Genomic DNA, 22,530 nt, shown 5'->3' with positions numbered 1-22,530 from the left:
GGGACCATGCCTCATCTGCGTATCGCCTCGGTCAATGTCAACGGAATCCGAGCGGCGGCTCGCAACGGGATGAGCTCCTGGTTGGACGAGGCGGGCGTCGACATCCTCACGCTCCAGGAGGTCCGCGGCCAGGATGAGCATCTGGAGGCCGCGCTTCCCGGGTGGTCGTTCGTGCACGACGAGGCCACCGCGAAGGGACGGGCAGGCGTCGCCATCGCCAGCCGCACGCCCGCGCTCGCCTCGCGCACCGATTTCGGCCCCGACGACTTCGACTCCAAGGGCCGCTGGATCGAGGCCGACTACCTGATCGGCGACCGCCCCCTCACCGTCGTGAGCGCGTACGTGCACTCCGGAGAGGCCGACACTCCGAAGCAGGATGAGAAGTGGAAGTTCCTCGACGCCTTCGGCACCCGTCTCGGCGAACTCAACACCGAAGGTGCGCTGGCGCTCGTCACCGGTGACCTCAACGTCGGCCACCGTGAGCTCGACATCAAGAACTGGCGCGGCAATCGCAAGAAGGCGGGCTTCCTACCCCGCGAGCGCGCCTACTTCGACCGGTTCCTCGGGGAGGCGGGTACAGAGGTATCGGGTGTCGACGGCACCGTCGGCACCGGCCTCGGCTGGATCGACGTCGGCCGGGCATTCCATGGGGAGGTCGAGGGCCCCTACACCTGGTGGTCGATGCGTGGGCAGGCGTTCGACAACGATTCCGGGTGGCGCATCGACTACCACTTGGCGACGCCCGCTCTTGCCGAGCGCGTGGAGAGCTATCACGTCGCGCGCGCCGCGGCCTACGATCAGCGCTGGAGCGACCACGCGCCGGTGGTCGTCGACTACCGCTACTGATCGGAGCCGGCCACGCCGTCGCCATCCGTGACGGCGTGGCCGTTGCGGGGCGCGTAGCGGTACCAGCCGCGATACTCCAGCACTGTTCCCGCCAGGGGGCTCACTGCCCGCATGTCGATCGTGCGACGACCGTGGACCTCGTCCCAGCCGTCGACGAGATCGACGTCGACGCGAAGAGGTCCACGCAGTGGGATGCGCAACCGCCCGAACCGCAGGCGGACGGCACGAGTGCGCATCCGTAGCGCGCCGTCCGACGTCACCGAACAATGCTCGAGCATCTCGACCCGGCCTCGATCGCCCAGTGCGTTCTGGACCAGCCCAGGATGCCCCGTCGCGAAGAGCCGATCCCTGACATACTGCGTCGCACCGGGGAAGCGGAACTCGCGGACGGTGGCGAGCACGGCCCGGCCCGAGGATGTGCGTGCCGATGCGGTCTCGATCCGGAACGGCACATGCCTCGCGAGCCGGGTGACGAGCAGCCCGGGCCCGACGACGGGGCGAGCGAGAACGGAGAGCCGGCCGAACCTGCTGCCGGCGACGGTGAACACGCCGTCGGCGCTGTCGAGGTCCGGTCGCCCCGGATCCGCGTGGACACGCATCTGCGCGAGGATCTCGGGGTGGAGCCGCTCGGCTTCCTCGCCCAGCGCCTCCAGGAAGGCCGCACCGCGCGCGGTCACTCCCTCACCTCCTCGCGGTAGGGCTTCACGGTCGCCGGTGCCGGCCCCTCGACGAACTCGCACGTGAAGGCGCCTCGGTAGCCGAACAGGAACCCGAAGACGTCGTTGTGGATCTCCAGGTCGATGAGGTACCGCTCCTGCTCATCGTCGTAGCGCTCGACGAGTCTGGCGCGACCGCTGAACAGCATCGGGAACCGGAAGGCGAACCGCCCCTCGTAGAAGCGCTGTGCACCCGAGGTGAGCAGGAGTGCGCCGTCGTCGGTCACCTCCAGGTCGAGGTCGACGGCGAGGTGCTGATGGGTGCCCAGGTAGTCGACGACCCTCCGACGGGCGTCGCTGTAGATCATGGTCGCGTCGAACCGGCGGCGTCGCCCCGGCCGCACATCCATGGTCCGCACGAAGGTCACGGTCTCGCGCCCGAAGTCGTCGATATACGCGTGGTTGTCGATACGGAACGGCACCTCGCTCCCGCGCTCGGGGAACAGGATGTTGCGGAAGGTGCCGACCAGCAGGAAAGGCAACGTCCACCACGGTCCGCGACGCACCTCTGACATCACGCCGCGTCCGATGCAGCCGTATCCCGCATCCACCCCGACCCCGAATCGTCGCTGCAGCTGGGGGTGGAGCCGGGCGAAATCGTCTCCCAGCGCACGCTCGAAGATCCCCCGCCCCGCGCTCATCCGATGGCCTCGAGCGACTCGGGCGCGTCCTGCATGATGGTGCGTCCGCCATGTCGGGGCGGGCGCGAGAGGCAATTGCGGGCACGGGGACGTCGGCCTCGGCGCAACGACCTCCATCCACTCGTCTGCTCGGGCGGGATCCCCGCCTCGGCCCACAGCCGGAGACGGTCGAAGCTCCTCGCGGTCAGCCACCAGACGAAGCGTCGGGTGATGAGCGGATCGAGCGCTCGTCCGATCCAGCCCCATCCTGGGGCGTAGTCGTATCCCGTGAGGAACCGCACGCCGTCCTCTGTCGGCACGTACCGCCAGTATCCGCGCCCTGTGCCCAGGGGCGAGAACGCGTCTTCGGTATCGAACAGCAACGCGGAGGTGCGCTCCCCCGCAGCGCTCTCCTTCGTCGCCAGCGAGATGCCGGTCCCGCGGATGGTGTGCAGCCGGAGATCGAGCTCGTATCGGAACTCCTGTGCTCCGTCCGCCCTGGTGCGCTGCGGCGCGATGTCCGTGAAACGCGCATCCCATCGCACGTGCGAGGTCGGGTCCTGGGTGAGCCGCCACACCTCGTCCAGGGGAGCCCGGATCAGCACCTCGACGTAGAGGGCCCGATCCTTCCGCGACCGTTGACGGGGAGATGCGGAGGCCATGCGCCCATCGTAGGGGCACCGCACGAACCGCATAGGATTGATCCCGTGACGAGACCTCGCCTTTACTCCGGAATGCAGCCCTCCGCCGACTCCCTCCAGATCGGCAACTACATCGGCGCGCTGCTCCAGTGGCGGGACCTGCAGACCTCCTACGACGCCTACTTCTCGGTCGTCGACCTGCACGCGATCACGGTGGCCCAGGACCCGGCAGAGCTCCGCGAGAAGACGCGCCGCACCGCTGCGCAGTACATCGCCGCGGGCATCGAGCCGTCGCTGTCGACCCTGTACGTGCAGTCCCATGTGCGCGCGCATGCCGAGCTGGCGTGGATCCTGAGCACCATCACCGGCTTCGGAGAGGCCGGGCGGATGACGCAGTTCAAGGACAAGTCGTCGCGCTACGGAGCCGACTCGACGAGCGTGGGACTGTTCACGTATCCGGTGCTCATGGCCGCCGACATCCTGCTCTACCAGACCGACGTGGTGCCGGTCGGCGATGACCAGAAGCAGCATGTGGAACTCACGCGCGATCTCGCCGAGCGCTTCAACTCGCGGTTCGGAGAGACCTTCACCGTTCCGATGCCGGTCATCCAGAAGGAGACGGCGCGCATCTACGACCTGCAGAACCCGACGTCCAAGATGTCGAAGTCGGCCGAGAGCGACGCCGGCGTGCTGTGGATGCTCGATGACCCGGCGAAGTCGGCGAAGAAGGTCATGCGCGCGGTGACCGACAACGAGGGCTCGGTGCGCTTCGACCGCGAGAACAAGCCCGGTGTCTCGAACCTGCTGACCATCTACGCGGCGCTGACCGGACGCCAGATCCCGGCGATCGAGGATGAGTACGCCGGTCGTGGCTACGGCGATTTCAAGAAGGGTCTCGCCGAGGTCGTCGTGAACGAGTTCGAGCCGGTGCGCGCGCGCGCTCTGGAGCTGCTCGACGACCCCGCGGAGCTCGACCGCATCCTCGCCGAGAACGCCGCACGCGCCGACGCCGTCGCCGACGAGACGCTCTCGAACGTGTACGACCGGGTGGGTCTGCTCCGGCGCGTCTGACGCTCGCCTTAGGATGGGGGTCGTGACCGATCCGCAGCTGCCTCCCCCGTCCGGCGCCGTGCCCTCCGATCCGCCTCTGCCGCCCGCGGTGCCGGCGCCTCCGGCAACGGACTTCCCGGCCGGCGCGTTCCCGCCGCCAGCCGCACCCGCATATCCTCCGGCGGCTCCGACGTATCCTCCCGCAGCTCCCGCGTATCCCCCGGCAGCACCGGCCGGCTACCCCGCGGCCCCGGCCCCCGGCTACCCCGCAGCCCCTCCCGGCGCCTACCAGGTGCCCGTCGGCGGCTACACGGCTCCCTCCGGCGCCTACCAGGTGCCCACCGCACCGGCTCCCTCGTCCTCGCGGCTCTTCGGGACGCTCGCCCTGGTCTTCGCTCTCGTCGCGGCGGTCGTACCGGCGATCGTCGTCAGCGTCAGCGCGTTCGAGATCGGTCGGTACCTGCCCAACGGCGCATCGGTCACCGCCGATGACCTCCGGGTGCTGACCCCGGTCCGGGATCAGGTGCTCTGGGCGGAGCTCTCGTTCTGGCTCGGGACCCTCGTCGGCGTCGCCGCGATCGTCCTCGGCATCATCGCGATCGCCAAGAAGCGTGGCCGGGGTGCAGGAATCGCCGCTCTCGTGGTGGCGGTCCTGGCGTCGGTGATCTTCTTCATCGCACTGGTGGTGGCTCTCACGACCGGCGCCGCTGCGGGGATGTCGAACTTCTCGGCCTGACCGCACTGCCGGTAGGCAGCTGCCGCGTCAGCGCGGCGCGTGGTGTTTCTGCTGCGCCGCCAGGAGTCCTTCGTCGACCAGCAGCTCGACCGCATCGGCGGCATCCGAGACGAGGATCGGCAGGTTCGGCCGCTCTTCCTTGCCGAAGGGTGCCAGCACCCAGTCCGCAGGATCCTGACGCCCGATCGGACGACCGATGCCGACTCGCACGCGCGGGAAATCCGCCGTGCCCAGCGCTCTGGCGACGTCGCGCACACCGTTGTGCCCTCCGTGCCCGCCGCCCGTCTTGAGCTTGACGGTGTCGAACGGGATGTCGAGCTCGTCGTGCACGACGACCACCTGCTCGGTGGGGACCGAGTAGAACCGCGCCAGAGCCGCCACCGGCGTGCCCGAGACGTTCATGAACGTATTGGGCTTGGCGAGCACCAGCTTGTCCGCGCCAGGGCGCAGCCAGGTCTCGACGACGCGCGCTCCCCCCTTGTGCTCGCGGAACGCCTCGGAACGCCGCGAGGCGAGCTCATCGACGACCATCTGTCCGATGTTGTGTCGAGTGCTCTCATACCGCGGGCCGGGGTTGCCGAGCCCCACCACGAGCCAGGTCGATGGCATGTCCTCGTCCTCTCCCTGTCCGGGGCTGTAGCATCCCGGTCAGGATACGACAGAGGGGACGCGATCGGATCGCGTCCCCTCTGTGATGAATCAGTCGGAGATCACTCCGCGGCGGCCTCTTCGGTCGCCTCATCGGCGGACTCGCCTTCGGTCTCCGCCTCGTCCTCTTCCGCGGGTGCGGCGGGCACGGAGATCGCGACGACGAGCACCTCGGGGTCGGAGAGCAGCGTGGAGCCCTTGGGGAGCTGCACGTCGGCGGCGGTGATGTGCGCGCCCTCTTCCAGGCCCTCGACCGAGACCTCGATGTTCTGGGGGATGTGCGTGGCCTCGGCCTCGATCGACACGGTGGTGGCGTCGAGGTTCGCGATCGTACCGGGAGCCGACTCGCCCGTGACGATGATCGGGACGTCGATGGCGACCTTCTCGCCCTTCTTCACGACGAGCAGGTCGATGTGCTCGATGATCTGGTGCACCGGGTCCTTCTGCACGTCCTTGACCAGAGCGAGCTGGGACTTGCCCTCGATGTCGAGCTCGAGCAGCGCGTTCGCGCGGCGCAGGATGAGCGAGACCTGGTGGCCGGGGAGTGCGACGTGCACCGGCTCCGTGCCGTGACCGTAGATGACGGCGGGGATCTTGCCGGCGGCGCGGAGGCGGCGGGCGAAGCCCTTGCCGAAGCTCTCGCGGAGCTCGGCCTGGACCTTGGTGTCTTCAGACATGGGTTCTCCTTCGGGGCACGCAGCGAAGGCGCCGCGCGGTGGTCTTGGAATTTTCGAACTCGCTGACGCAGGAGGAAAGCCACCGGGCTTGCTTCGCCGCGTCGATAACGGATGTTCGCGCACGCGCAGAAGCATCCCTCGCCGAGGTACAGCCTCAATGGTACCGGATGACCCGATAGGCTGAGGACACCGGTCCTTTTTCTGCAGAACACGGAGAACCCCCATGCTCGACGGCGCCTTCCTCTCGCACGCACTCCTCTGGCTGATCGGCGCCATGACCGTGTGCGCGGCCGTCACCTCGTTCATCGCGCTGTTCGCGATGGGCCGCTCGGGTTACCGCAAGGACTGACAAGCGACAGCGGCGCTAGCGCTGCCCCACCGCCGCGGCGATGAGCGCGGACGCGGTCCGCACGTCCGCCGCCGCGTCGATGCTGATGCCCTCTTCGTCTGCATCGAGCGACTCGAGGGTCTGCAGCTGGGAATCCAGCAGTGCGGCCGGCATGAAGTGATCCACGCGCAGGCGCATCCGTTCCTCGAGGACGTCGCGACCGATCGCCAGTTCGGCGAAGAAGGCCTCCGGCGCCTCGTCTCTGATGAGGTCGCGATAGACGCGTCGAAGCGCTGAGCACGCGACCACGACGCGCTCCTCCGCCTGGAGGGTCTTCCCGACGAGGCGGAGCCAGGGCTGTCGATCCGCATCGTCCAGCGGAACTCCCGCAGCCATCTTGCCGACGTTCTCCGGCGGATGCAGGTCATCGCCGTCGATGAACCGCGCTCCGAGAGAGTCGGCCAGGAACGCGCCCACCGTCGACTTGCCGGAGCCACTCGGACCCATCACCACGATGCGCACGCTCATGCGCCTCTTCCGAAGTCGATGAGCACCTTGCAGGAGCTCGCAGGGTCGGCGGCCCGTGCGAACGCCTCGAGCGCATCGTCGACCGGCAGCACGTGGCTGATGATACCGCGCACGTCGAGGCTGCCGTCGGCGAGAGCGGCGATGACCTCGTCGAACTCCGCCCCGAAGCGGAACGATCCGCGCAGGGTGAGTTCGCGCGTGATCGCGGTGGCCATCGGCGCCGGCACGTCGCCCCCGCGCTGCAGCCCCAGCATCACCACCACGCCCCCGCGGACGGCGGCGGAGACGGCGGCCGCGAGACCGGGGACGGTGCCGCTGGATTCGATCACGATATCGGCGTGCAGCTCGGAGATCTCGCTCTCCGCCCTGGCGTCGATCGACAGGATGCCACGCGCTTCGGCGATCTCCCGCGGCAGCTGCTGCAGATCGGTGACCGTCACGGAGGTGGCCCCCTCCCGCTGGGCGACGGCCGCGACGAGTTGGCCGATGGGTCCGGCGCCGATGACCACGACGCTGCGACCTCGGACGTCGCCGGCTCGCCGCACACCGTGCCAGGCGACCGCGGCCGGTTCGGCCAACGCCGCCGTGCGCAGATCGAGGCCGGTGGGGAGAGCGTGCAGCATCCGCGCGGGGAGCGCCACGCGACGGGCGAAGGCCCCCTGGGTGTGAGGCAGGTGCATCGCCGACCCGAGATACGTCGATGCCGGTGCGAGGTTGGGATGCTCGGCCGGCCAGGGTGTGCGCCCGTCCCCGTGCGCGGTGAGCGGGTGGACGGCCACGGGCGTGCCGACTGCCGGCCCCGAGCCGTCGGCTGCGGCGACCGTCACGACACCGGACACCTCGTGCCCGAGGATCATCGGCTCCCGCAGCACGGAGGCCCCGGCGGCTCCGTGCCGCCAGTAGTGGAGGTCTGACCCGCAGACGCCCCCGAAGGCCACGTCGATCACGGCGTCGTCCGGTCGGGCCATCGGCGCACCGATGTCTTCGATCCGCAGATCGTCGGCGGCATGCGCCACCACAGCGAGGTTCTCCACCACGCTCCTTCCCCGGTCACACGAAGGGCGTGACCAATCGGATGCCCGCCACATCGACGGTCACGGTCTGTCCTGGCGCCACGACCGCCTGGGAGTGCGGCGCGCCGGTCATGATGACGTCCCCGGGACCCAGCGGTGACCACGCGGCCACATACGCGAGGCATTCCCGGATCGACATCGGCAGCTGAGCGCTCCCGGTGGCGGCGACGCGGCGACCGTCGATCGCCACCTCGAGCGTCACATCGTCGATGCCTGCGTCGGTGTCGATCCAGGGACCGAGCGGGGTGTAGCCCTCCCCCGACTTCGACTCGAAGTTGCGCGGGTCGACCTCGGCACGCTCGGGACTGGAGAGGTCGTTCACGGCGGTGACGCCGAGGACGTACTCCTGCGCGTTCTGCGCCGTCAGCCCTGCGGTCGGGCGTCCGATCACGACGGCGATCTCGCCCTCAGCCACCTGTGCACCGGCGTCGCGGCGCAGCGTCACCGTCACCCCGCTGCCGACCACGGTGCGCGGGCTCTTGAGCCACGCCTGCACCGGCGAGGCGTGGTCAGGGCCGTTCTGGGCGATGCCGATGATGACGACCGGATCCACCGGCGCGATGACGGTCCCCTCGACGGTCTCGCCGATGTCCCCCGGCTCGGTCCCGCCGGCAAAGGCCGCGAAGGGGTCGGTGATCGGCACCGGGCCGTGGATGCCGTCCCGCACCCACACGGGGCCACCGGGTGCGGCGACGCGACCGATGCGCATCAGACGACCGCCGTCATGCCGCCGTCGACGAACAGCGTCTGCCCGTTGACGAAGTCGCTCGCGGAGCTCGCAAGGAACAGCAGAGCGCCGACGAGATCCTCGGTGTCTCCCCACCGACCGGCGGGGGTCCGTCCGCGCACCCAGTCCGAGAACTGCTCGTCGGCGACGAGCGCCTTCGTGAGCTCGGTGGCGAAGTACCCGGGGGCGATCGCGTTGGCCTGGATGCCGTGCGGGGCGAGGTCGGCGCACAGGCCCTTCGTGAACATCACGATCGCGCCCTTGGTCGCCGCATACGCCGCTATCGAGGGGCGGGCGAGCTGAGATTGGACACTGCCGATCTGGATGATCTTGCCCGAACCGCGCGCGATCATCCCGGCGGAGACCCGACGTGACAGGTGGAAGACGCTGGACAGGTTGGTCTGCACGAGTGCATCCCAGTCCTCGTCCGCGAACTCGGCGATGGGCGCGCGTCGTTGGACACCGGCGTTGTTGACGAGGATGTCAGGGGCGCCGACCAGCCGTTCGACCGCGTTCATCCCCTCGTCGACCGCTGCAGCATCTGTCACGTCGAAGACGACGCTGTGCACGTCGGCCCCGGTCGTGCGGGAGATCTCCCTCGCCGACGCGTGCGCCTTCGCCGCATCGCGCCCGTGCACGACGACGGTCGCTCCGGCTCCGGCCAGCCCCGCGGCGAGCGTCTTCCCGATGCCCTGGCTCGACCCGGTGACCAGCGCCGTCCGCCCCGTGAGATCGAAGGCGGCCAGTCCCGCAGGCAATGCCGTCATCGCCCCACGGCCTTGATCGAGACGGTGGTGGCGAACACGTCGTCGCCGGCCTCGGCGCGCGAGACCTTGATCGCGTCGTCGACGCGGGTGAGGTCGCGACGGAGGGTCTCGGGAGCGAGGAACGTCGATGCGGTCGTGATGAGAGCGAGCACCGCCATGTAGATGGCCAGCAGCACCCAGTTGCCGTCGCTGACCGCGATCAGGTACGCGCCGAGGACACCGGCGAGGCCGCCGGCGAGCACGGCGGAGATCTCGCGGGCCATGGCGACGCCGAGGTACCGGTGACGGTTTCCGAAGAGTTCGGGGAGCATGGCGCACTGCGGTCCGAGCATGCTGTTCACCGCCACGCCGATGCCGATCGCGATCACACCGATCGCGATGGCGTAGTTCCCGAGCGACAGGAGCCACCATGCGGGGAACGTGTAGACGAGCATGAAGACCGCACCGAACCGGTACACCGTGCGGCGGCCGAAGCGGTCGGACAGGTGCCCTGTGAACGGCACGGAGAAGACGCCGATCAGCGAGCCGAGGGTGACGCCCCACGTGAGCAGGCTCTTGTCGGCGGTGTCGCCGACCACCGTCACGAAGAAGGCGAGGCCGAGCGTCTGGAACATGTACGAGCCGCCGTTCTCCGCCATGCGCAGCCCGACGCCCACGATCACGCCGGGGAGACCATGCGTGAAGATCTCCCGGATCGGACGATCGGCGATCTGCTCGTGCTTCTCGAGTTCGACGAACGTCGGCGTCTCCCGCAGCCGCATCCGGATGAACAGCGCCAGCAGGATCAGCGCGAAGGAGGCGAGGAACGGCACACGCCATCCCCAGCTCAGCAGCTGGTCCTCGGGGAGCAGGGTGATCAGGCCGAAGACGACCGCAGCGAGCAGCGTGCCCGCCTGGATGCCGACGAACGGAAGAGCCGAGAAGAAGCCGCGGCGCTTCACCGGCGCGTACTCGGCCATCAGCACGGTCGCCCCTGCCTGCTCCGCACCGGCACCGAAGCCCTGCAACAGTCGCATCAGCACCAGCAGGATCGGCGCCCACACGCCGATCGCGGCGTACGTGGGAAGCAACCCGATCGCCGTGGATGCTCCACCCATCAGCACGATGGTCGCGACCAGCACCCACTTGCGTCCGAGCTTGTCGCCCAAGACACCGAAGAACAGTCCACCGAACGGACGCGCCAGGAATCCGACGCCGAAGGTCGCGAACGCGGCGACCGTCGCCATCGCCGGGTCGTCCTGGGGGAAGAACAGGACGTTGAAGATCAGGGCGGTCGAGAGGCCGTAGAGCGCGAAGTCGAAGTACTCCAGCGCGCTGCCGATGCTCGACGCGAGCGTCGCGCGGCGCAGATTCGCCGCGTATTCCGGGTCGTCCGACGCTGCTCGGGCTGAGGTGCGGGGGTCTGTCACGGCCATCTCCTTCGATCGGCTTCGCCTGCGGCGTGATGACGACTGTACCAGCCTGTTGAATTCTGTTCAACCCTTTGGACGGGTTGTGGCCCGCTTTCTCGCGCACGAAGAATCGCCACCCCTCAGGAGGGCGGCGGCGCGTCCGGGGAGGTCAGCGTCGGACGGCAGCGCTGAACGGGTTCGTCAGCGCGGCGGCGGCCTCGCGCAGCGCCTCGCCCACACGCTCGATCCGCTCGTAGTCGGCCTCGGCCGCACGGATCGCGACACCGAGCGCGAGCGGCGGATCGGTCGGCGCCCACCCCTCCAGGGGCACGGCCACGCCGACGATGCCACGGAAGGATTCCTCCGCGTCCAGCGCCCAGCCTCTGCGGCGGGCTGTGGCGAGCACCTCGAGAAGCCCCGACATGGTGGTCGCGCTGCGCTCGGTGAGCTGCGGGAAGACGGCGTCAGCACCGAGGAGTTCGGTCACCTCGTCGTCGCTCATCGCGGCGAGGAGCGCGCGTCCGGTCGCCGACAGCGGGGCCGGGAGACGAGACCCGAGCGGGGTGCCGAGACGGAGCGAGCGCGAGCCCTCGTGACGGGCGAGGTACAACGCGTCCGTGCCGTCGAGCATGGCGACCTGCACCAGTTCGGAGGCGAGCTGCGGCGAGGCCTCGCACACGCTGTAGAACTCCCGCACCTGGTTGAACTGCGCGGCGAACGCGCCACCCAGTTCGGCGGTGCGCACGCCGAGGCGGTAACCCTGCGGCGTGCGGTCAACCATGCCGCCGGCCTCGAGCGCGAGACAGAGGTTCGCGGTCGACGACTTCGCCAGTCCCAGGTCCCCGGCCAGCTCGGTGAGCGTGCGCGGGCCCCCGGCCTCGGCGAGGATCCCGAGCAGGCGGATGCTGCGGGTCACGGCGGGTGCGGGGTCTCGCCCCTCGCGGGTGTCGTCATCCATGGCCGCGCCTTTCGCGCTCGGGATCCCTCAGGCGGTGAAGACCTGCAGGTCGATCAGTAGAACTCGACCGTATCGACCACCGCGGCCAGCGGCTCGCCGTCCAGCAGGCGTGCCGCATTCTCCGCGAAGCGTCGAGCGATCCGCTCCTCCTCCTTGGAGCTGAGGGCTGCGGTGTGTGGGCTCACCAGCACGTTCGGGTGCCCCCACAGCGGCGAGGCGGCATCGAGCGGCTCCTGCTCGAACACGTCGAGGGCGGCGAAGGCCACGCGACCATCGTCGAGCGCGCCGAGCAGCGCGACCTCGTCGATAACGGTGCCACGACCCACGTTGGCGATGATCGCACCGGGCTTGACAGCCTCGAGCACGTCGGCGCCGATCAGATGGTGCGTCTGCGCTGTGCCGGGAAGGGTGACGACGATCGCGTCGACACCGGCCACGGCCTCGGTCAGCTCGCCCAACGGCACGAGACGATCCACACCCGCCACCGGCTCACCCGAGCGCGTCGTGCCCCACACCCGCGCGCCGAGCGCATGGAAGCGCCGTGCGCATTCCGAGCCGATGCCGCCGAGACCGACGACCAGGACCGTCATCTCGTCGAGCTGACGCATCTCCCAGCGATCCGGCCAGGTGCGCGTTCCCTGGTCGGCGAGGAGGCGCGGGAGGTTCTTCGCACCGGCCATGACCCCGAACACCGCGAACTCCGCGAGCGGGCCGCCGTGCACGCCGGCGCTGGTGGTGAAGACCACACGGTCGAGCTGGGAACGGTCGAGGCCGGCAGCCTTGACCGAGGCTCCACCCCCGGCCGCGGTCGTCATGACCCAGCGCAGCCGCGGGTTCGCAGCCACCGTGCGAGCCAGAGCCCCCGCGTCGACATCGGGGATCCCGAAGAGCACGTCTGCGGAATCGACCAGCGCATCGAAGGCCCGCTGCCGCTCCGGCGTGCGCGTGTACTGAGGATCACCCGACCAGTCGGCAGGACCCCGCATCGGCGGCATCAGATCGTGGTCGCGGAGCACCTCGAGGCGCGGCTCGAGCTCCTCGATCAGTCGGCACAGCTCTTCCCGCAGCGGCACCGCCACGACGGCACGCAGCTTCTTCTCGGTCCCCGTCATCTTGGTCCCCTCCTCGGGAAGTCTGAATCACTCACCTTAGCCCAGTTCCATCCTGTTGGACACTGTTCTATCTGTTGGATTGTAGCTTCGGTGTGCGCATGAGCAACACACCTGCCACCGTCGGCGTGGTCGGCCTCGGCGCGATGGGTCGCCCGATGGCGGACCATCTGCTCGCCGCGCACGGTCGGCTCGTCATCCATGCCCGCCGCCCTCAGCCGGAACTGCTGGCTGCCGGTGCCTCCTGGGCGGAGACGCCACGTGAACTCGCCTCCAGAGTAGACGTCCTTCTCATGATGCTGCCCGACCTCCCTCCTTTCGAAGCCATGCTCGACGGGCCGGACGGGTTGCTGGCCGACGCCGGCGACCTGCTCATCCTGATCGGGTCCACGTCGTCGGCGCCGGCCGTGCGCGCGCTCGCGGAGCGGGTGGGCGCACAGACGCAGGGACGGGTGCGAGTCGTCGACTGCCCTGTCTCCGGCGGTGAGGACGGTGCGATCGCCGGAACCCTCTCGATCATGCTCGGAGGGGACCAGGAGGACGCGGCGATAGCCGCCGAGGTGCTCGCCCCCTGCGGCAACCCTGTGCTGCTCGGCCCGCTGGGGGCGGGCGAGGTCGCCAAAGCCTGCAACCAGCTCGTCGTCTCCGCCACGATCATGGCGCTCGGCGAAGCCACGGTGCTCGCTGAGCGCTCGGGACTCGACCTCGATGCGCTCTGGTCGCTGCTCTCGGGCGGATACGCCGGATCGCGCCTGCTCGACAGCCGCCGCGAGAAGCTCGTCACCGGTGACGACTCCCCCAGCGGCATCGCGCAGTACATGGTGAAGGACCTCGGCTTCGCCGCCGACATCGCCGAGGCCACCGGCACCGCGCCCGTGCTGCTGCCCACCCTGCGTGCGGCTTTCGACGAACTCGTCGCCGCCGGGCTCGGAGAGCGCGACATCGCGGTGTCGCGGCGCTTCATCGCCTCCCGCGACATCGCCTCTCACGACATCGCCTCTCACGACATCGCCTCTCACGACACAGGTCGCCACTGACCTCCCGGACAGCGATACTCTGAAACCACCCCTTCTTCACGATCTCGAGGAGCCTTCTGTGCCCGAAGCATCAGCGAACATCGGAGTCGTCGGACTCGCCGTCATGGGCTCGAACCTCGCCCGCAATCTCGCCAGCCGCGAGGGCAACACGGTGGCGATCTTCAACCGCAGCTACGAGAAGACCCAGACGCTCCTCGACGAGCACCCCGAGGCCGGCTTCGTACCGGCCCGCACCTACCAGGAGTTCGCCGACTCGCTGCAGAAGCCGCGCACCGCGATCATCATGGTCAAGGCCGGGGGTCCGACCGATGCGGTCATCGACTCGCTGGTCGAGGTGTTCGAACCGGGCGACATCATCGTCGACGGCGGCAACGCCTATTTCCCCGACACCATCCGTCGCGAGAAGGCCGTCCGCGAGACCGGCATCAACTTCGTCGGCGCCGGCATCTCCGGCGGCGAGGAGGGCGCACTCACCGGACCCTCGATCATGCCGGGCGGCTCGGACGAGTCGTGGGTCACCCTCGGGCCGATCCTCAAGTCCATCGCGGCGATCGCCGAAGGCGAGCCCTGCGTCACCCACGTCGGCCACGACGGCGCCGGTCATTTCGTCAAGATGGTGCACAACGGCATCGAGTACGCCGACATGCAGCTCATCGCCGAGGCCTACGACCTCATCCGGCGCGGCACCGGCAAGTCGCCCGCCGAGATCGCCGAGATCTTCGCCGAGTGGAACCGGGGCGAGCTCGAGTCGTACCTGATCGAGATCACGGCCGAGGTGCTCCGCCAGGTGGACGCCGAGACCGGCAAGCCGCTCGTCGACGTGATCCTCGACCAGGCGGGAGCCAAGGGCACCGGCGCCTGGACCGTGCAGACCGCGCTGTCGCTCGGCGTACCGGTGTCGGGCATCGCCGAGGCCACGTTCGCCCGCTCGCTGTCGTCGCACCCCGAGCAGCGCGCCGTCGCCGGCGGCCTTCCCGGCCCCGACGAGGAGTTCACGGTCTCGGCCGAAGACACCGAGCAGTTCATCGAGGACGTGCGCCTGGCGCTGTATGCGTCGAAGATCGTCGCCTACTCGCAGGGCTTCGACGAGATCCGCGCCGGCGCGGCCGAGTACGGCTGGAACATCGACCTCGGCGCGATCTCCAAGATCTGGCGCGGCGGCTGCATCATCCGTGCGCAGTTCCTCAACCGCATCGCCGATGCCTACGCGGCGACCCCCGACCTCCCCGTGCTGATGACCGCACCCTACTTCGCCGAGGCGTTCACCCGGGCGCAGTCGTCGTGGCGTCGCGTCGTGGTGACCGCAGCGCAGGCGGGCATCCCGGCTCCGGCGTTCTCGTCGTCGCTGTCGTACTACGACGGCATCCGCGCCGACCGCCTCCCTGCCGCTCTCGTGCAGGGGCAGCGCGACTTCTTCGGTGCGCACACCTACAAGCGCATCGACAAGCCGGGCACCTTCCACACGCTGTGGTCGGGCGACCGCACCGAGATCGAGGCGGAAGACACGCACTGACGTCCCGTCGACGAAGGGCCGGGTACCGCGAGGTACCCGGCCCTTCGTGCATCATGACCCCCGCGGGTCACGACGGCTCGCCGCTCACGGCGCCGCAGCGATCCCCTCCCTCGTGATGTCGCGCACCGTGCCCTTCGCGAGACGGAGACGCCGGGTCGCTCGCCGCGCCACCGCCGAGTCGTGGGTCACCACGATGACCGTGATCCCCTCGACGCACAGCGATTCGAGCAGCGCCAGGATCTCGTCCCGCATGCTCTCATCGAGGTTGCCCGTCGGCTCGTCGGCGAGCAGCACTCGCGGCTTCTTGACGAGGGCACGCGCGATGGCGACCCGCTGCTGCTGCCCTCCGGAGAGCTCCGCCGGCAGATGGTCACCTCTGTCGTCGAGACCGACGTGGGCAAGAGCCTCCGCGACCCTGGCGCGTCGCTCGGCCCTGTCGACCCCCCGCGACTCGAGCGCCATGTCGACGTTCTCGGTGGCGGTGAGAGTCGGGATCAGGTTGAACCCCTGGAACACGAACCCGATCTCCTCCGCCCTGATCCGGGTGAGCTCGGCGCTCGAAGCGGACGCGAGTTCGCTGCCGTCCAGCAGAAGCGATCCGGTGGAGGGTGTGTCGAGGGCGCCGAGCAGTTGCAGCAGGGTCGACTTGCCCCCTCCGGTGGGGCCCTGGATCGTGACGAACTCGCCGGACATGATGTCGAGGTCCACACCCGTCAGCACTTTCACGATGCGCCCCTTCTGCGTGTATGTCCGGGTGACGCCCGTGACACGGTATAGCGGCTGCTCCCTCCCGTCTGTCGGCGCCGCCGGTGCGAGGTCTGCCGTGGTCATGGTCTTCTCCTTCTCTGGGCTGTCCTTCTGTGGGGATGTCGGGTTCGGTCGCTCATCGTTCGCCCGAGACCTGGTCATGCGACCGAGCGCAGCGCCTCGGCGGGACGGAGACGGGCGGCCCTCCAGCCGCCGAACGCTCCGGCGACGACACCGCCGAGCACGGCGAGTCCGACGGCGGCCAGCAGCACCCCCGGCGTGAAAGGTGCCTGGAGCACGATGTCCGCCGTCTGCTGTCCCTGGAACACCGCCCCGCCTCCGGTCGGGCCACCGCCCATGCCGCCAGGACCTGCTTGACTTCCCCCACTCGCAGCGACGGTGGGACGCAGGACGTTGATGAGCACGATGCCGATGACACCCAGGACGAGGCCCGCGGCTCCCCCGATGAGTCCCTGCAGCATCGACTCGCCCGCTACCTGGCGAACGACCCGCCCGTTCGACCAGCCGATCGCCTTGAGGGTTCCGAACTCCCTGGTGCGACGGCCCACGCCCGAGAGGGTGAGCAGCACGGAGAGCAGCAGAGCGACGGCGAGGACGATGACGGAGAGCCAGGTGCCGAGGTTCGTGATCAGCGCCGTGGCGCTGGAGAGGGAACCCGACACCGTCGAGGCGAGCTCGGACTGCGACGCGACGGTGGCGTCAGGGAGCTCTTCGGCGAGCGCGGACTGGACCGCATCGATCGAAGCGGCCGAATCGGCCTGGACGTACACGGTGGAGATCACGTCGTCGACTCCGGCGAGCGTCTGCGCTGTGCGCAGCGGCAGATACACGTTCGCCGCCGTGTCCGCACTGTCGGACGTGGATCCGAGGATCCCGACGACCTCCACATCGGAGCCGGCCACGTCGATGGTGTCTCCGACCGTGATCCCGTTCGTGGAGGCGTACGTGCTGTCGACCATGGCGACCAGTGCCTCGGCGTCATCGGCGTCGAGACCGCGACCGTCCGTGACCGTGGCCGAGGCCATCGGTCCCACGGCGGTGGCAGCTGGATCGATGCCGAGCACGGAGAAGGAGTCCACCCCGAAAGAGCCCCCGCCGCCCGCTGCGCCATCCGGTGGCGTCTGCCCTTCCTCCGGCGCGGCGGGCTGCTCGCCGTCCTGCGGCGCGAATCCACCGCTGGGCACCTCGCCGGAGAACGTGGAGTTCGTGAGGCTCAGCGCCCCGGATGCCGCCGAGACGCCGTCGGTCGCGGCGACGGTGTCGAGCACGGACGAGTCGAGGGTGCCGCGCAGGAAGTCGGTTCGCAGCGTGGACTGTGCGAGCGTGGTGGTCTCACCATCGCTCTCACCGGCATCCGCATCGAAGTCGAAGCGCGGCCCCTCCCCCTGGCCCGGCTCGGCGGCAGCGCCCGTGACCGTGAGGTCGGTGCCGACTCCGTAGACGGACGCGAGAGCCTGCGCCTGGGCGTCCCGCACCCCCGCGGTGAGGGCGTTGACCACGATCACCAGTGCGATCGCGATCGCCAGCCCGATCGCGACGATCAGGGTCTGCTTCCTGCGTCCGGCGAGTTCGCGCCGCAGATATGTTCCGTACATCTCTCTCCTTCCGCCGCGGCCATCGCGGGGCGAGATCGACGTTAGGAATCGCGCATAAGCGGAATCGAGGGTCCGGTGATGAGAACGCTATGGAGCGCGGATCACACCGCCCGCACGGCCTCCACGAATGCCCTGGCGCGGACAGCGAGAGCGTCGAGGTCGCCGCCTGAGGTCGCCGCATCGCCGACCAGAGGTCCACCGACCCCGACGCCGAAGGCACCGGCCGCGAGAAAGTCGCCGACGGTGTCGACGCTCACACCTCCCACGGGGATGATCCGCGCGTGCGGGAACGGATCACGCACGGCGCGGATGAAGCCGGGACCGAGTGCCGACGCGGGGAACAGCTTCACCGCCGCGCTGCCGAGGTCGTGACCGCGCTGGACCTCCGTCGGCGTGTAGACACCGGGCAGGACGCCGATGCCGCAGCTGACGGCGTAGGGCACAGATGCGCTGAGCGTCGGGGTGACCATGAACTGCGCGCCGGCCGATACGGCGCGATCGACATCCGCCTCGTCGAGCACGGTGCCGGCGCCGATCAGCGCGTCGACCGGAGCGTCGTGCACCACCTGCGCGATCGCCTCCTCCGCGTCGGGGAGGGTGAGCGCGATCTCGAGCGTGCGCACGCCGGCTTCCAGGAGGGTCCGTGCCGCGGCGACCGTCGCATCGACGTCGGTTCCGCGGAGGATCGCGACGAGCCGCGTGCGGCGCAACCGTTCCCGCAGCTGTTCGTTGTCGACGGCGCTCACAGCGCGCCCTCCCCTGCGATGCGGGCCGTCGGCACCGAACCTCGCCACGGGTATGCGGGGACCCCTCCGACCTCGACCCGCACGCCGAGAAGCGCACCGTCGGCGTCAGCTGGTTCTGCCAGGCCGATGCTCGCGGTGGTGATCACGAGCAACCGGTCAACGAGGGCTACGGCGGTCGGACGCTTCGCCGGAAGGACGATGGTCTCCACGAGCTGACCGTCGGGAGAGTAGCGGCGCACCTCGGAGGCGTCCCAGACCGCGACCCAGAGCATGCCCTCGAGGTCGATCGCCATGCCGTCGGGGTTGCCGCCCTCGACCCGGCACACCGTGCGGCGATTCGACAGCTCCCCGTCCGGCGCCACGTCGAAGGCCTCGATGCTGCGGTCCGGCAGAGTGTCGATGTAGAACAGCGTGGATCCCGTCCTGTCGAAGGCGAGACCGTTGGACACCGTGACCCCTTCCAGGCGAGCAGTCGGCTCACCATCGGGGTCGATGCTCCACAGCGTGCAGTGCGGTTCGCGGGGCATCGACTGGGTGCCCACCCAGAAGCGACCGACCGGATCACCGCCGCCGTCGTTCATGTAGTCCCCCGGTGCGGCGATGTCATCCGTGAGTGGGCAGACGGCTCCGTCGTCGCTCACGTGCACGACGCGACGATCGACTCCGACCAGCCAGCCCTGCCCCGGCTGCGCGAGCGGGATCGGGGCACCGATCTGCGCGCCGACGACGACCGCGGATCCGGGGATCACTCGCCCGCCGTCGATACGCCCGCGGTGCAGCGAACCCGTGGCCATGTCGATCCAGGCGAGGCTGCCGTCGCGACCGTCCCACCGTGGAGACTCGGCCTGGACGTATCGGGCGTCGGAGAGGATCTCGACGGTTCGGGAGGGCAGGGTGTGCGACATCCGGGGGCGTCCTTCGCTGGTAGCTCGTAACCGTTATGTGGCAGACTATCTCACAATATGCATAACACTTGCGAGAAATGTGGACAGACGATGATGAAGGCGGGAAACAGCTGATGGCTCCGACACTCCATGGCTTGATGCCCATCCTGGCAACACCCTTCGACGAATCGGGCGCCCTCGACCGTGCCGGCCTGCGTCGGCTGGTCGAGTTCCAGCTCGCCTCCGGGGTCGACGGTGTCGCCGTCTTCGGCATGGCGAGCGAGGGCTTCGCACTGACGACGGAGGAACGTCGGACGATCCTGGACGATGTCGTCCGGGTGGTCGACGGCCGGATCCCGGTGATCGCCGGCGTCAACGGCACGTCCACCGCGACCTCGATCGAGCAGGCGCTCCTCGCGGAGGAAGGGGGTGCCGACGCGCTCATGGTGCTTCCGCCGTTCATGGTGAAGCCGCCGGCAGCGACGCTCGTCGACTTCTACGGCGACGTGGCCGCGGCCACGTCGCTCTCCGTCATGGTGCAGGACGCTCCCGGCGTCACCGGCGTGGTGATGGCTCCGGCTCTCATCGCCGAGATCGCCCGGCTCGACGGCGTCGACTCGGTCAAGGTGGAAGCTCCCCCGACGGCACCCAAGGTCGGGGCCGTGGTCTCGGCGATCGATGACCCCGACTTCGCCGTGCTCGGCGGACAGAACGCGCAGTTCTGCCTGGAGGAGTACGCCAGGGGCGCCGTCGGCACGATGCCCGCCTGCGAGTTCCCCGACCTGCTCGGCCCGGTGCTCGACAGGTTCCTGGAGGGGCGCGTCGACGAGGCCAGAGCCGAGTTCCGTCGTATGCTCCCTCTCGTGCTCATCGGTCTGCAGGGCGGCATCGCATGGGCGGTGCACAAGGAGGTTCTCGTCGCGCGCGGCATCATCGACCACGCGACGGTCCGCTACCCCGCGTCGCGCCTCGACTCCGGCAGCCGTGCGTCCGTGAAGCTCGTGATCGACGAGCTCGCCCTTCCCCCCATCCCCACCACGGTGCGCGTGTGACCGGCCGCGGCGTGCTGCTGATCGGCGGCAGCTCCGACATCGGTCTCGCGATCGCCCGTGCCTTCGCCGACGGCGGGGACACCGTCGTCGGCGTGGGGATCGATGACAGCGACGACGCCGTCTTCGCGCGGTATCTCGTCGCGGACTGCAGTCGGCCGGAGGCCGCCGATCGCGCCGTCGCGGATGCGGAGCAGGCTCTCGGCCGACTCGATGTCGTCGTGCTCGCCGCCGGACGCATGCCGATCGCCCGCGCCGAGACCACGAGCGACGAAGACTGGCGCGGCGCCCTGGGGGCCACGCTCGACTCGGCGTTCTTCGTGGCGCGCGCGGCTCTTCCCCGCCTCTCCGCCGGATCGTCGATCGTCGCGGTGACCTCCGTGAACTCGTCGCTCGCCGCCCCGGCCTTGGCCGCCTACGCAGCCGCCAAGGCCGGAGTGGACGGCCTCGTACGGCAGCTGGCGCTGGACTACGGCCCCCGAGGCATCCGCGTGAACGCCGTGCAGCCGGGCAGCATCTCCGCGCAGGACACCGGCGAGAGCGAGGGCTACCCGCTCGGACGCATCGGCCGTCCGGAGGAGGTCGCGTCCGTCGTGGCGTTCCTCGCCTCCGACGCCGCGTCCTTCGTCACCGGCACGTCGATCGCGGTCGACGGCGGCCTGTCGATCTCCTCCCCCGCGGCCTGGCTCAAGCCGGTGCTGCGCGAACGCTGGCTCTGACCCGCTCACCTCTACGAAGAAGGCCGCGTCCCTTTCCGGGGACGCGGCCTTCTTCGTATCTCCAGCAGCTCTCGATCAGGAGTTGGCGTCGAGCAGCCCCTGGACTTCCTTCTTCAGCGCGTTGAGGCCGGCCTGCACCTCGACCTGCCCGGCGAGGATCGTCGCGACACCCGCGCCGATCGCGGCGTCGATCTGCGCGGTCACCGCGACGCGGTCCCACGCGGCACCGCGTGCATGCTCGGAGACCTCGGTGCGGAAGGCTCCCTGGAACTTGTCCGCTGCGAGGGCGGGGATCTTGTCCGCGACGCTCTTGGCGGCCGGGGCCACAGCGGAGTTCTCGTAGAGCGCGGTCGCCGCTTCGACGTTCGTCGCGGCGTAGAGGATGAAGTCGCGGCTCGTGAGCTCTCCCTCACCCGCCGTCGCGAAGACACCACTGCCCCAAGCCCGGTTGAAGGAGTCCTTGCCACCGGCGGTCGGACGCGAGATCGCGCCGATGTTGTCGATGATGTTCTGCGCCGCACCGTTCGTCTTGACGAAGGTCGACGCGAGCGGGGCATCGTCGTACAGGGCCGCCCGACCGCTCGCGAACAGGATGCGGGCATCGCTGCGTGCCACGTTCGTCTGCGTCAGACCGGCATCCTGCAGGGACTTGTACCAGGTGACGGCCTTGACGCTCTCGGCATCCCCGAGGGTGCACGTGAGGTCATCGGTGACGACGTCGCTGCCGAAGCCCCACATCCACGGGACGGCGTCCTTCAGGTCGGGGTTCTTCGTGACGGCGGCGTAAGGGATCAGCGACGAGTCCTGCTTCTTGATCTTCTCGAGCGCCGTGGCGAACTGCTCCACGGTCATGCCCGACTTGATGCCGACGCTCTTCGCGATCTCGCCGTTGGTGATGATGCCGATACCGGCAGCCGTGAGCGGGAGCACGAGCAGCTTGCCGTCCATCGTGTAGGAGTCGAGCACACCCTGCGGGATGCCCAGCCCCTTCGCGAGGTCGGAGAGGTCGGCGAGCACGTTCATGGGGGTCAGCACCTGCCACCCGCCCGACTGCCCGACGCCCATGAGGTTGCCGGAGCGTCCGGTCAGAGCCAGCTGCGTGGCGGCCTGATCGTAGGGGTAGATGACCGGCGCGACCTTGACGCCCTCCTGCTTCGAGAAGCCGTCGAGGATGCCCTGCCACGCCGATTTCAGAGCCTCTTCGCCGAGCGAGTTGCCGTAGAAGTTGATGGTCTTGGCCTTGGTGGCTCCTGCGGCCGTGGCTCCGGCTCCGGTGCCGGGGGCGGCGGGGGTCGCACAGCCGGCGAGCGCGAGTGCGCCGAACGCCGCCAGGACGGTTCCGCCTCCGAGGAAGGCTCGGCGGCTCAGCTGCGAGTTCGAGATGTTCATGGAGACTGCTCCTTC

General features: G+C 69.4%; 25 protein-coding genes. 8 read left to right on the top strand and 17 right to left on the bottom strand.

Annotated features, from left to right (window positions below; translation table 11 throughout):
• Positions 1–6 precede the first annotated feature (6 nt).
• A complete protein-coding gene (locus AAY78_RS14210; RefSeq protein WP_197077708.1) occupies positions 7–846 on the top strand; it encodes an exodeoxyribonuclease III in 840 nt (279 codons plus the stop codon).
• Here AAY78_RS14210 and AAY78_RS14205 read toward each other — a convergent pair.
• The 3 genes from AAY78_RS14205 to AAY78_RS14195 are packed head-to-tail and all read right to left on the bottom strand — an operon-like array spanning position 840 to position 2,844.
• A complete protein-coding gene (locus tag AAY78_RS14205) occupies positions 840–1,523 on the bottom strand; it encodes a DUF4166 domain-containing protein (protein WP_046748933.1) in 684 nt (227 codons plus the stop codon). The genes AAY78_RS14210 and AAY78_RS14205 overlap by 7 nt on opposite strands.
• Positions 1,520–2,203 (bottom strand): DUF4166 domain-containing protein, encoded by a 684-nt coding sequence (locus AAY78_RS14200; RefSeq protein ID WP_046748932.1) that lies wholly within the window; start codon positions 2,201–2,203, stop codon positions 1,520–1,522. The genes AAY78_RS14205 and AAY78_RS14200 overlap by 4 nt, the downstream gene beginning before the upstream one ends.
• Positions 2,200–2,844, bottom strand: coding sequence for a hypothetical protein (locus AAY78_RS14195; protein WP_082108703.1), 645 nt, complete (start codon positions 2,842–2,844; stop codon positions 2,200–2,202). The genes AAY78_RS14200 and AAY78_RS14195 overlap by 4 nt, the downstream gene beginning before the upstream one ends.
• A gap of 45 nt (positions 2,845–2,889) precedes the next feature.
• Between AAY78_RS14195 and trpS the strand changes: the two genes are divergently transcribed.
• A complete protein-coding gene (gene trpS, locus AAY78_RS14190; RefSeq protein ID WP_082108702.1) occupies positions 2,890–3,894 on the top strand; it encodes a tryptophan--tRNA ligase in 1,005 nt (334 codons plus the stop codon).
• Positions 3,895–3,916: 22 nt separating this feature from the next.
• On the top strand, positions 3,917–4,609 hold the full coding sequence (locus tag AAY78_RS20130) for a hypothetical protein (RefSeq protein WP_231589726.1): 693 nt from the start codon (positions 3,917–3,919) through the stop codon (positions 4,607–4,609).
• 27 nt (positions 4,610–4,636) lie between these two features.
• Here AAY78_RS20130 and pth read toward each other — a convergent pair whose 3' ends face one another.
• Both pth and AAY78_RS14175 read right to left on the bottom strand, forming a co-directional pair.
• Positions 4,637–5,218: an aminoacyl-tRNA hydrolase gene (gene pth / locus AAY78_RS14180; protein ID WP_046748930.1), complete on the bottom strand. Its 582-nt coding sequence runs from the start codon at positions 5,216–5,218 to the stop codon at positions 4,637–4,639.
• Positions 5,219–5,319: 101 nt separating this feature from the next.
• On the bottom strand, positions 5,320–5,934 hold the full coding sequence (locus AAY78_RS14175; protein ID WP_046748929.1) for a 50S ribosomal protein L25/general stress protein Ctc: 615 nt from the start codon (positions 5,932–5,934) through the stop codon (positions 5,320–5,322).
• Positions 5,935–6,157: 223 nt separating this feature from the next.
• On the opposite strand from AAY78_RS14175, the gene AAY78_RS20210 reads away from it, so the two are divergent.
• Positions 6,158–6,283 (top strand): hypothetical protein, encoded by a 126-nt coding sequence (locus tag AAY78_RS20210; protein WP_017828452.1) that lies wholly within the window; start codon positions 6,158–6,160, stop codon positions 6,281–6,283.
• Between the two features lie 15 nt (positions 6,284–6,298).
• Here AAY78_RS20210 and AAY78_RS14170 read toward each other — a convergent pair whose 3' ends face one another.
• The 7 genes from AAY78_RS14170 to AAY78_RS14140 all read right to left on the bottom strand — a co-directional run bounded on the left by AAY78_RS14170 (position 6,299) and on the right by AAY78_RS14140 (position 12,818).
• A complete protein-coding gene (locus AAY78_RS14170) occupies positions 6,299–6,790 on the bottom strand; it encodes a gluconokinase (protein WP_046748928.1) in 492 nt (163 codons plus the stop codon).
• Entirely contained in the window at positions 6,787–7,824 is a 1,038-nt protein-coding gene (locus AAY78_RS14165; protein WP_046748927.1) for an alcohol dehydrogenase catalytic domain-containing protein, read from the bottom strand. The genes AAY78_RS14170 and AAY78_RS14165 overlap by 4 nt, the downstream gene beginning before the upstream one ends.
• A gap of 16 nt (positions 7,825–7,840) precedes the next feature.
• The gene (locus AAY78_RS14160) at positions 7,841–8,572 is read right to left on the bottom strand and encodes a fumarylacetoacetate hydrolase family protein (protein ID WP_046748926.1); all 732 of its coding nucleotides are present in this window, start codon (positions 8,570–8,572) and stop codon (positions 7,841–7,843) included.
• A complete protein-coding gene (locus AAY78_RS14155) occupies positions 8,572–9,357 on the bottom strand; it encodes an SDR family oxidoreductase (RefSeq protein WP_046748925.1) in 786 nt (261 codons plus the stop codon). Before AAY78_RS14155 ends, AAY78_RS14160 begins: the two co-directional genes overlap by 1 nt.
• Complete coding sequence (locus AAY78_RS14150; protein WP_046748924.1) at positions 9,354–10,772, bottom strand: MFS transporter; 1,419 nt, start codon at positions 10,770–10,772, stop codon at positions 9,354–9,356. The genes AAY78_RS14155 and AAY78_RS14150 overlap by 4 nt, the downstream gene beginning before the upstream one ends.
• 145 nt (positions 10,773–10,917) lie before the next feature.
• Positions 10,918–11,706, bottom strand: coding sequence for an IclR family transcriptional regulator (locus AAY78_RS14145; RefSeq protein ID WP_046748923.1), 789 nt, complete (start codon positions 11,704–11,706; stop codon positions 10,918–10,920).
• 53 nt (positions 11,707–11,759) lie between these two features.
• Positions 11,760–12,818 (bottom strand): D-2-hydroxyacid dehydrogenase, encoded by a 1,059-nt coding sequence (locus AAY78_RS14140; protein ID WP_046748922.1) that lies wholly within the window; start codon positions 12,816–12,818, stop codon positions 11,760–11,762.
• A gap of 98 nt (positions 12,819–12,916) precedes the next feature.
• Here AAY78_RS14140 and AAY78_RS14135 point away from each other — a divergent pair, with 98 nt between their 5' ends.
• Positions 12,917–13,852 carry an NAD(P)-dependent oxidoreductase gene (locus AAY78_RS14135; RefSeq protein ID WP_046748921.1) on the top strand — a complete coding sequence of 312 codons (936 nt, stop codon included), beginning with the start codon at positions 12,917–12,919 and terminating at the stop codon, positions 13,850–13,852.
• 58 nt (positions 13,853–13,910) lie between these two features.
• Positions 13,911–15,365, top strand: coding sequence for an NADP-dependent phosphogluconate dehydrogenase (gene gndA, locus AAY78_RS14130; protein ID WP_058632437.1), 1,455 nt, complete (start codon positions 13,911–13,913; stop codon positions 15,363–15,365).
• Between the two features lie 84 nt (positions 15,366–15,449).
• Here gndA and AAY78_RS14125 read toward each other — a convergent pair whose 3' ends face one another.
• From AAY78_RS14125 to AAY78_RS14110, 4 genes are all read right to left on the bottom strand, one after another.
• On the bottom strand, positions 15,450–16,196 hold the full coding sequence (locus AAY78_RS14125; RefSeq protein ID WP_046748920.1) for an ABC transporter ATP-binding protein: 747 nt from the start codon (positions 16,194–16,196) through the stop codon (positions 15,450–15,452).
• Between the two features lie 74 nt (positions 16,197–16,270).
• Positions 16,271–17,728 carry an ABC transporter permease gene (locus AAY78_RS14120; RefSeq protein ID WP_046748919.1) on the bottom strand — a complete coding sequence of 486 codons (1,458 nt, stop codon included), beginning with the start codon at positions 17,726–17,728 and terminating at the stop codon, positions 16,271–16,273.
• 101 nt (positions 17,729–17,829) lie between these two features.
• Entirely contained in the window at positions 17,830–18,474 is a 645-nt protein-coding gene (locus tag AAY78_RS14115) for a bifunctional 4-hydroxy-2-oxoglutarate aldolase/2-dehydro-3-deoxy-phosphogluconate aldolase (protein ID WP_197077707.1), read from the bottom strand.
• Positions 18,471–19,379 (bottom strand): SMP-30/gluconolactonase/LRE family protein, encoded by a 909-nt coding sequence (locus tag AAY78_RS14110; protein ID WP_052748796.1) that lies wholly within the window; start codon positions 19,377–19,379, stop codon positions 18,471–18,473. Before AAY78_RS14110 ends, AAY78_RS14115 begins: the two co-directional genes overlap by 4 nt.
• Before the next feature lie 137 nt (positions 19,380–19,516).
• On the opposite strand from AAY78_RS14110, the gene AAY78_RS14105 reads away from it, so the two are divergent.
• The gene (locus tag AAY78_RS14105) at positions 19,517–20,410 is read left to right on the top strand and encodes a dihydrodipicolinate synthase family protein (protein WP_227751368.1); all 894 of its coding nucleotides are present in this window, start codon (positions 19,517–19,519) and stop codon (positions 20,408–20,410) included.
• Complete coding sequence (locus AAY78_RS14100) at positions 20,407–21,126, top strand: SDR family NAD(P)-dependent oxidoreductase (RefSeq protein WP_046748917.1); 720 nt, start codon at positions 20,407–20,409, stop codon at positions 21,124–21,126. Before AAY78_RS14105 ends, AAY78_RS14100 begins: the two co-directional genes overlap by 4 nt.
• A gap of 75 nt (positions 21,127–21,201) precedes the next feature.
• On the opposite strand, the gene AAY78_RS19310 is transcribed toward AAY78_RS14100, so the two are convergent.
• Positions 21,202–22,515, bottom strand: a complete 1,314-nt coding sequence (locus AAY78_RS19310) for an extracellular solute-binding protein (protein WP_052748795.1) — start codon at positions 22,513–22,515, stop codon at positions 21,202–21,204.
• Positions 22,516–22,530: the final 15 nt, after the last annotated feature.

The organism is Microbacterium sp. Ag1, from assembly GCF_001005635.1.
In the GTDB taxonomy this organism is placed as follows: Bacteria; Actinomycetota; Actinomycetes; order Actinomycetales; family Microbacteriaceae; genus Microbacterium; species Microbacterium oxydans.
This window is presented reverse-complemented; position numbering and strand designations above follow the sequence as displayed.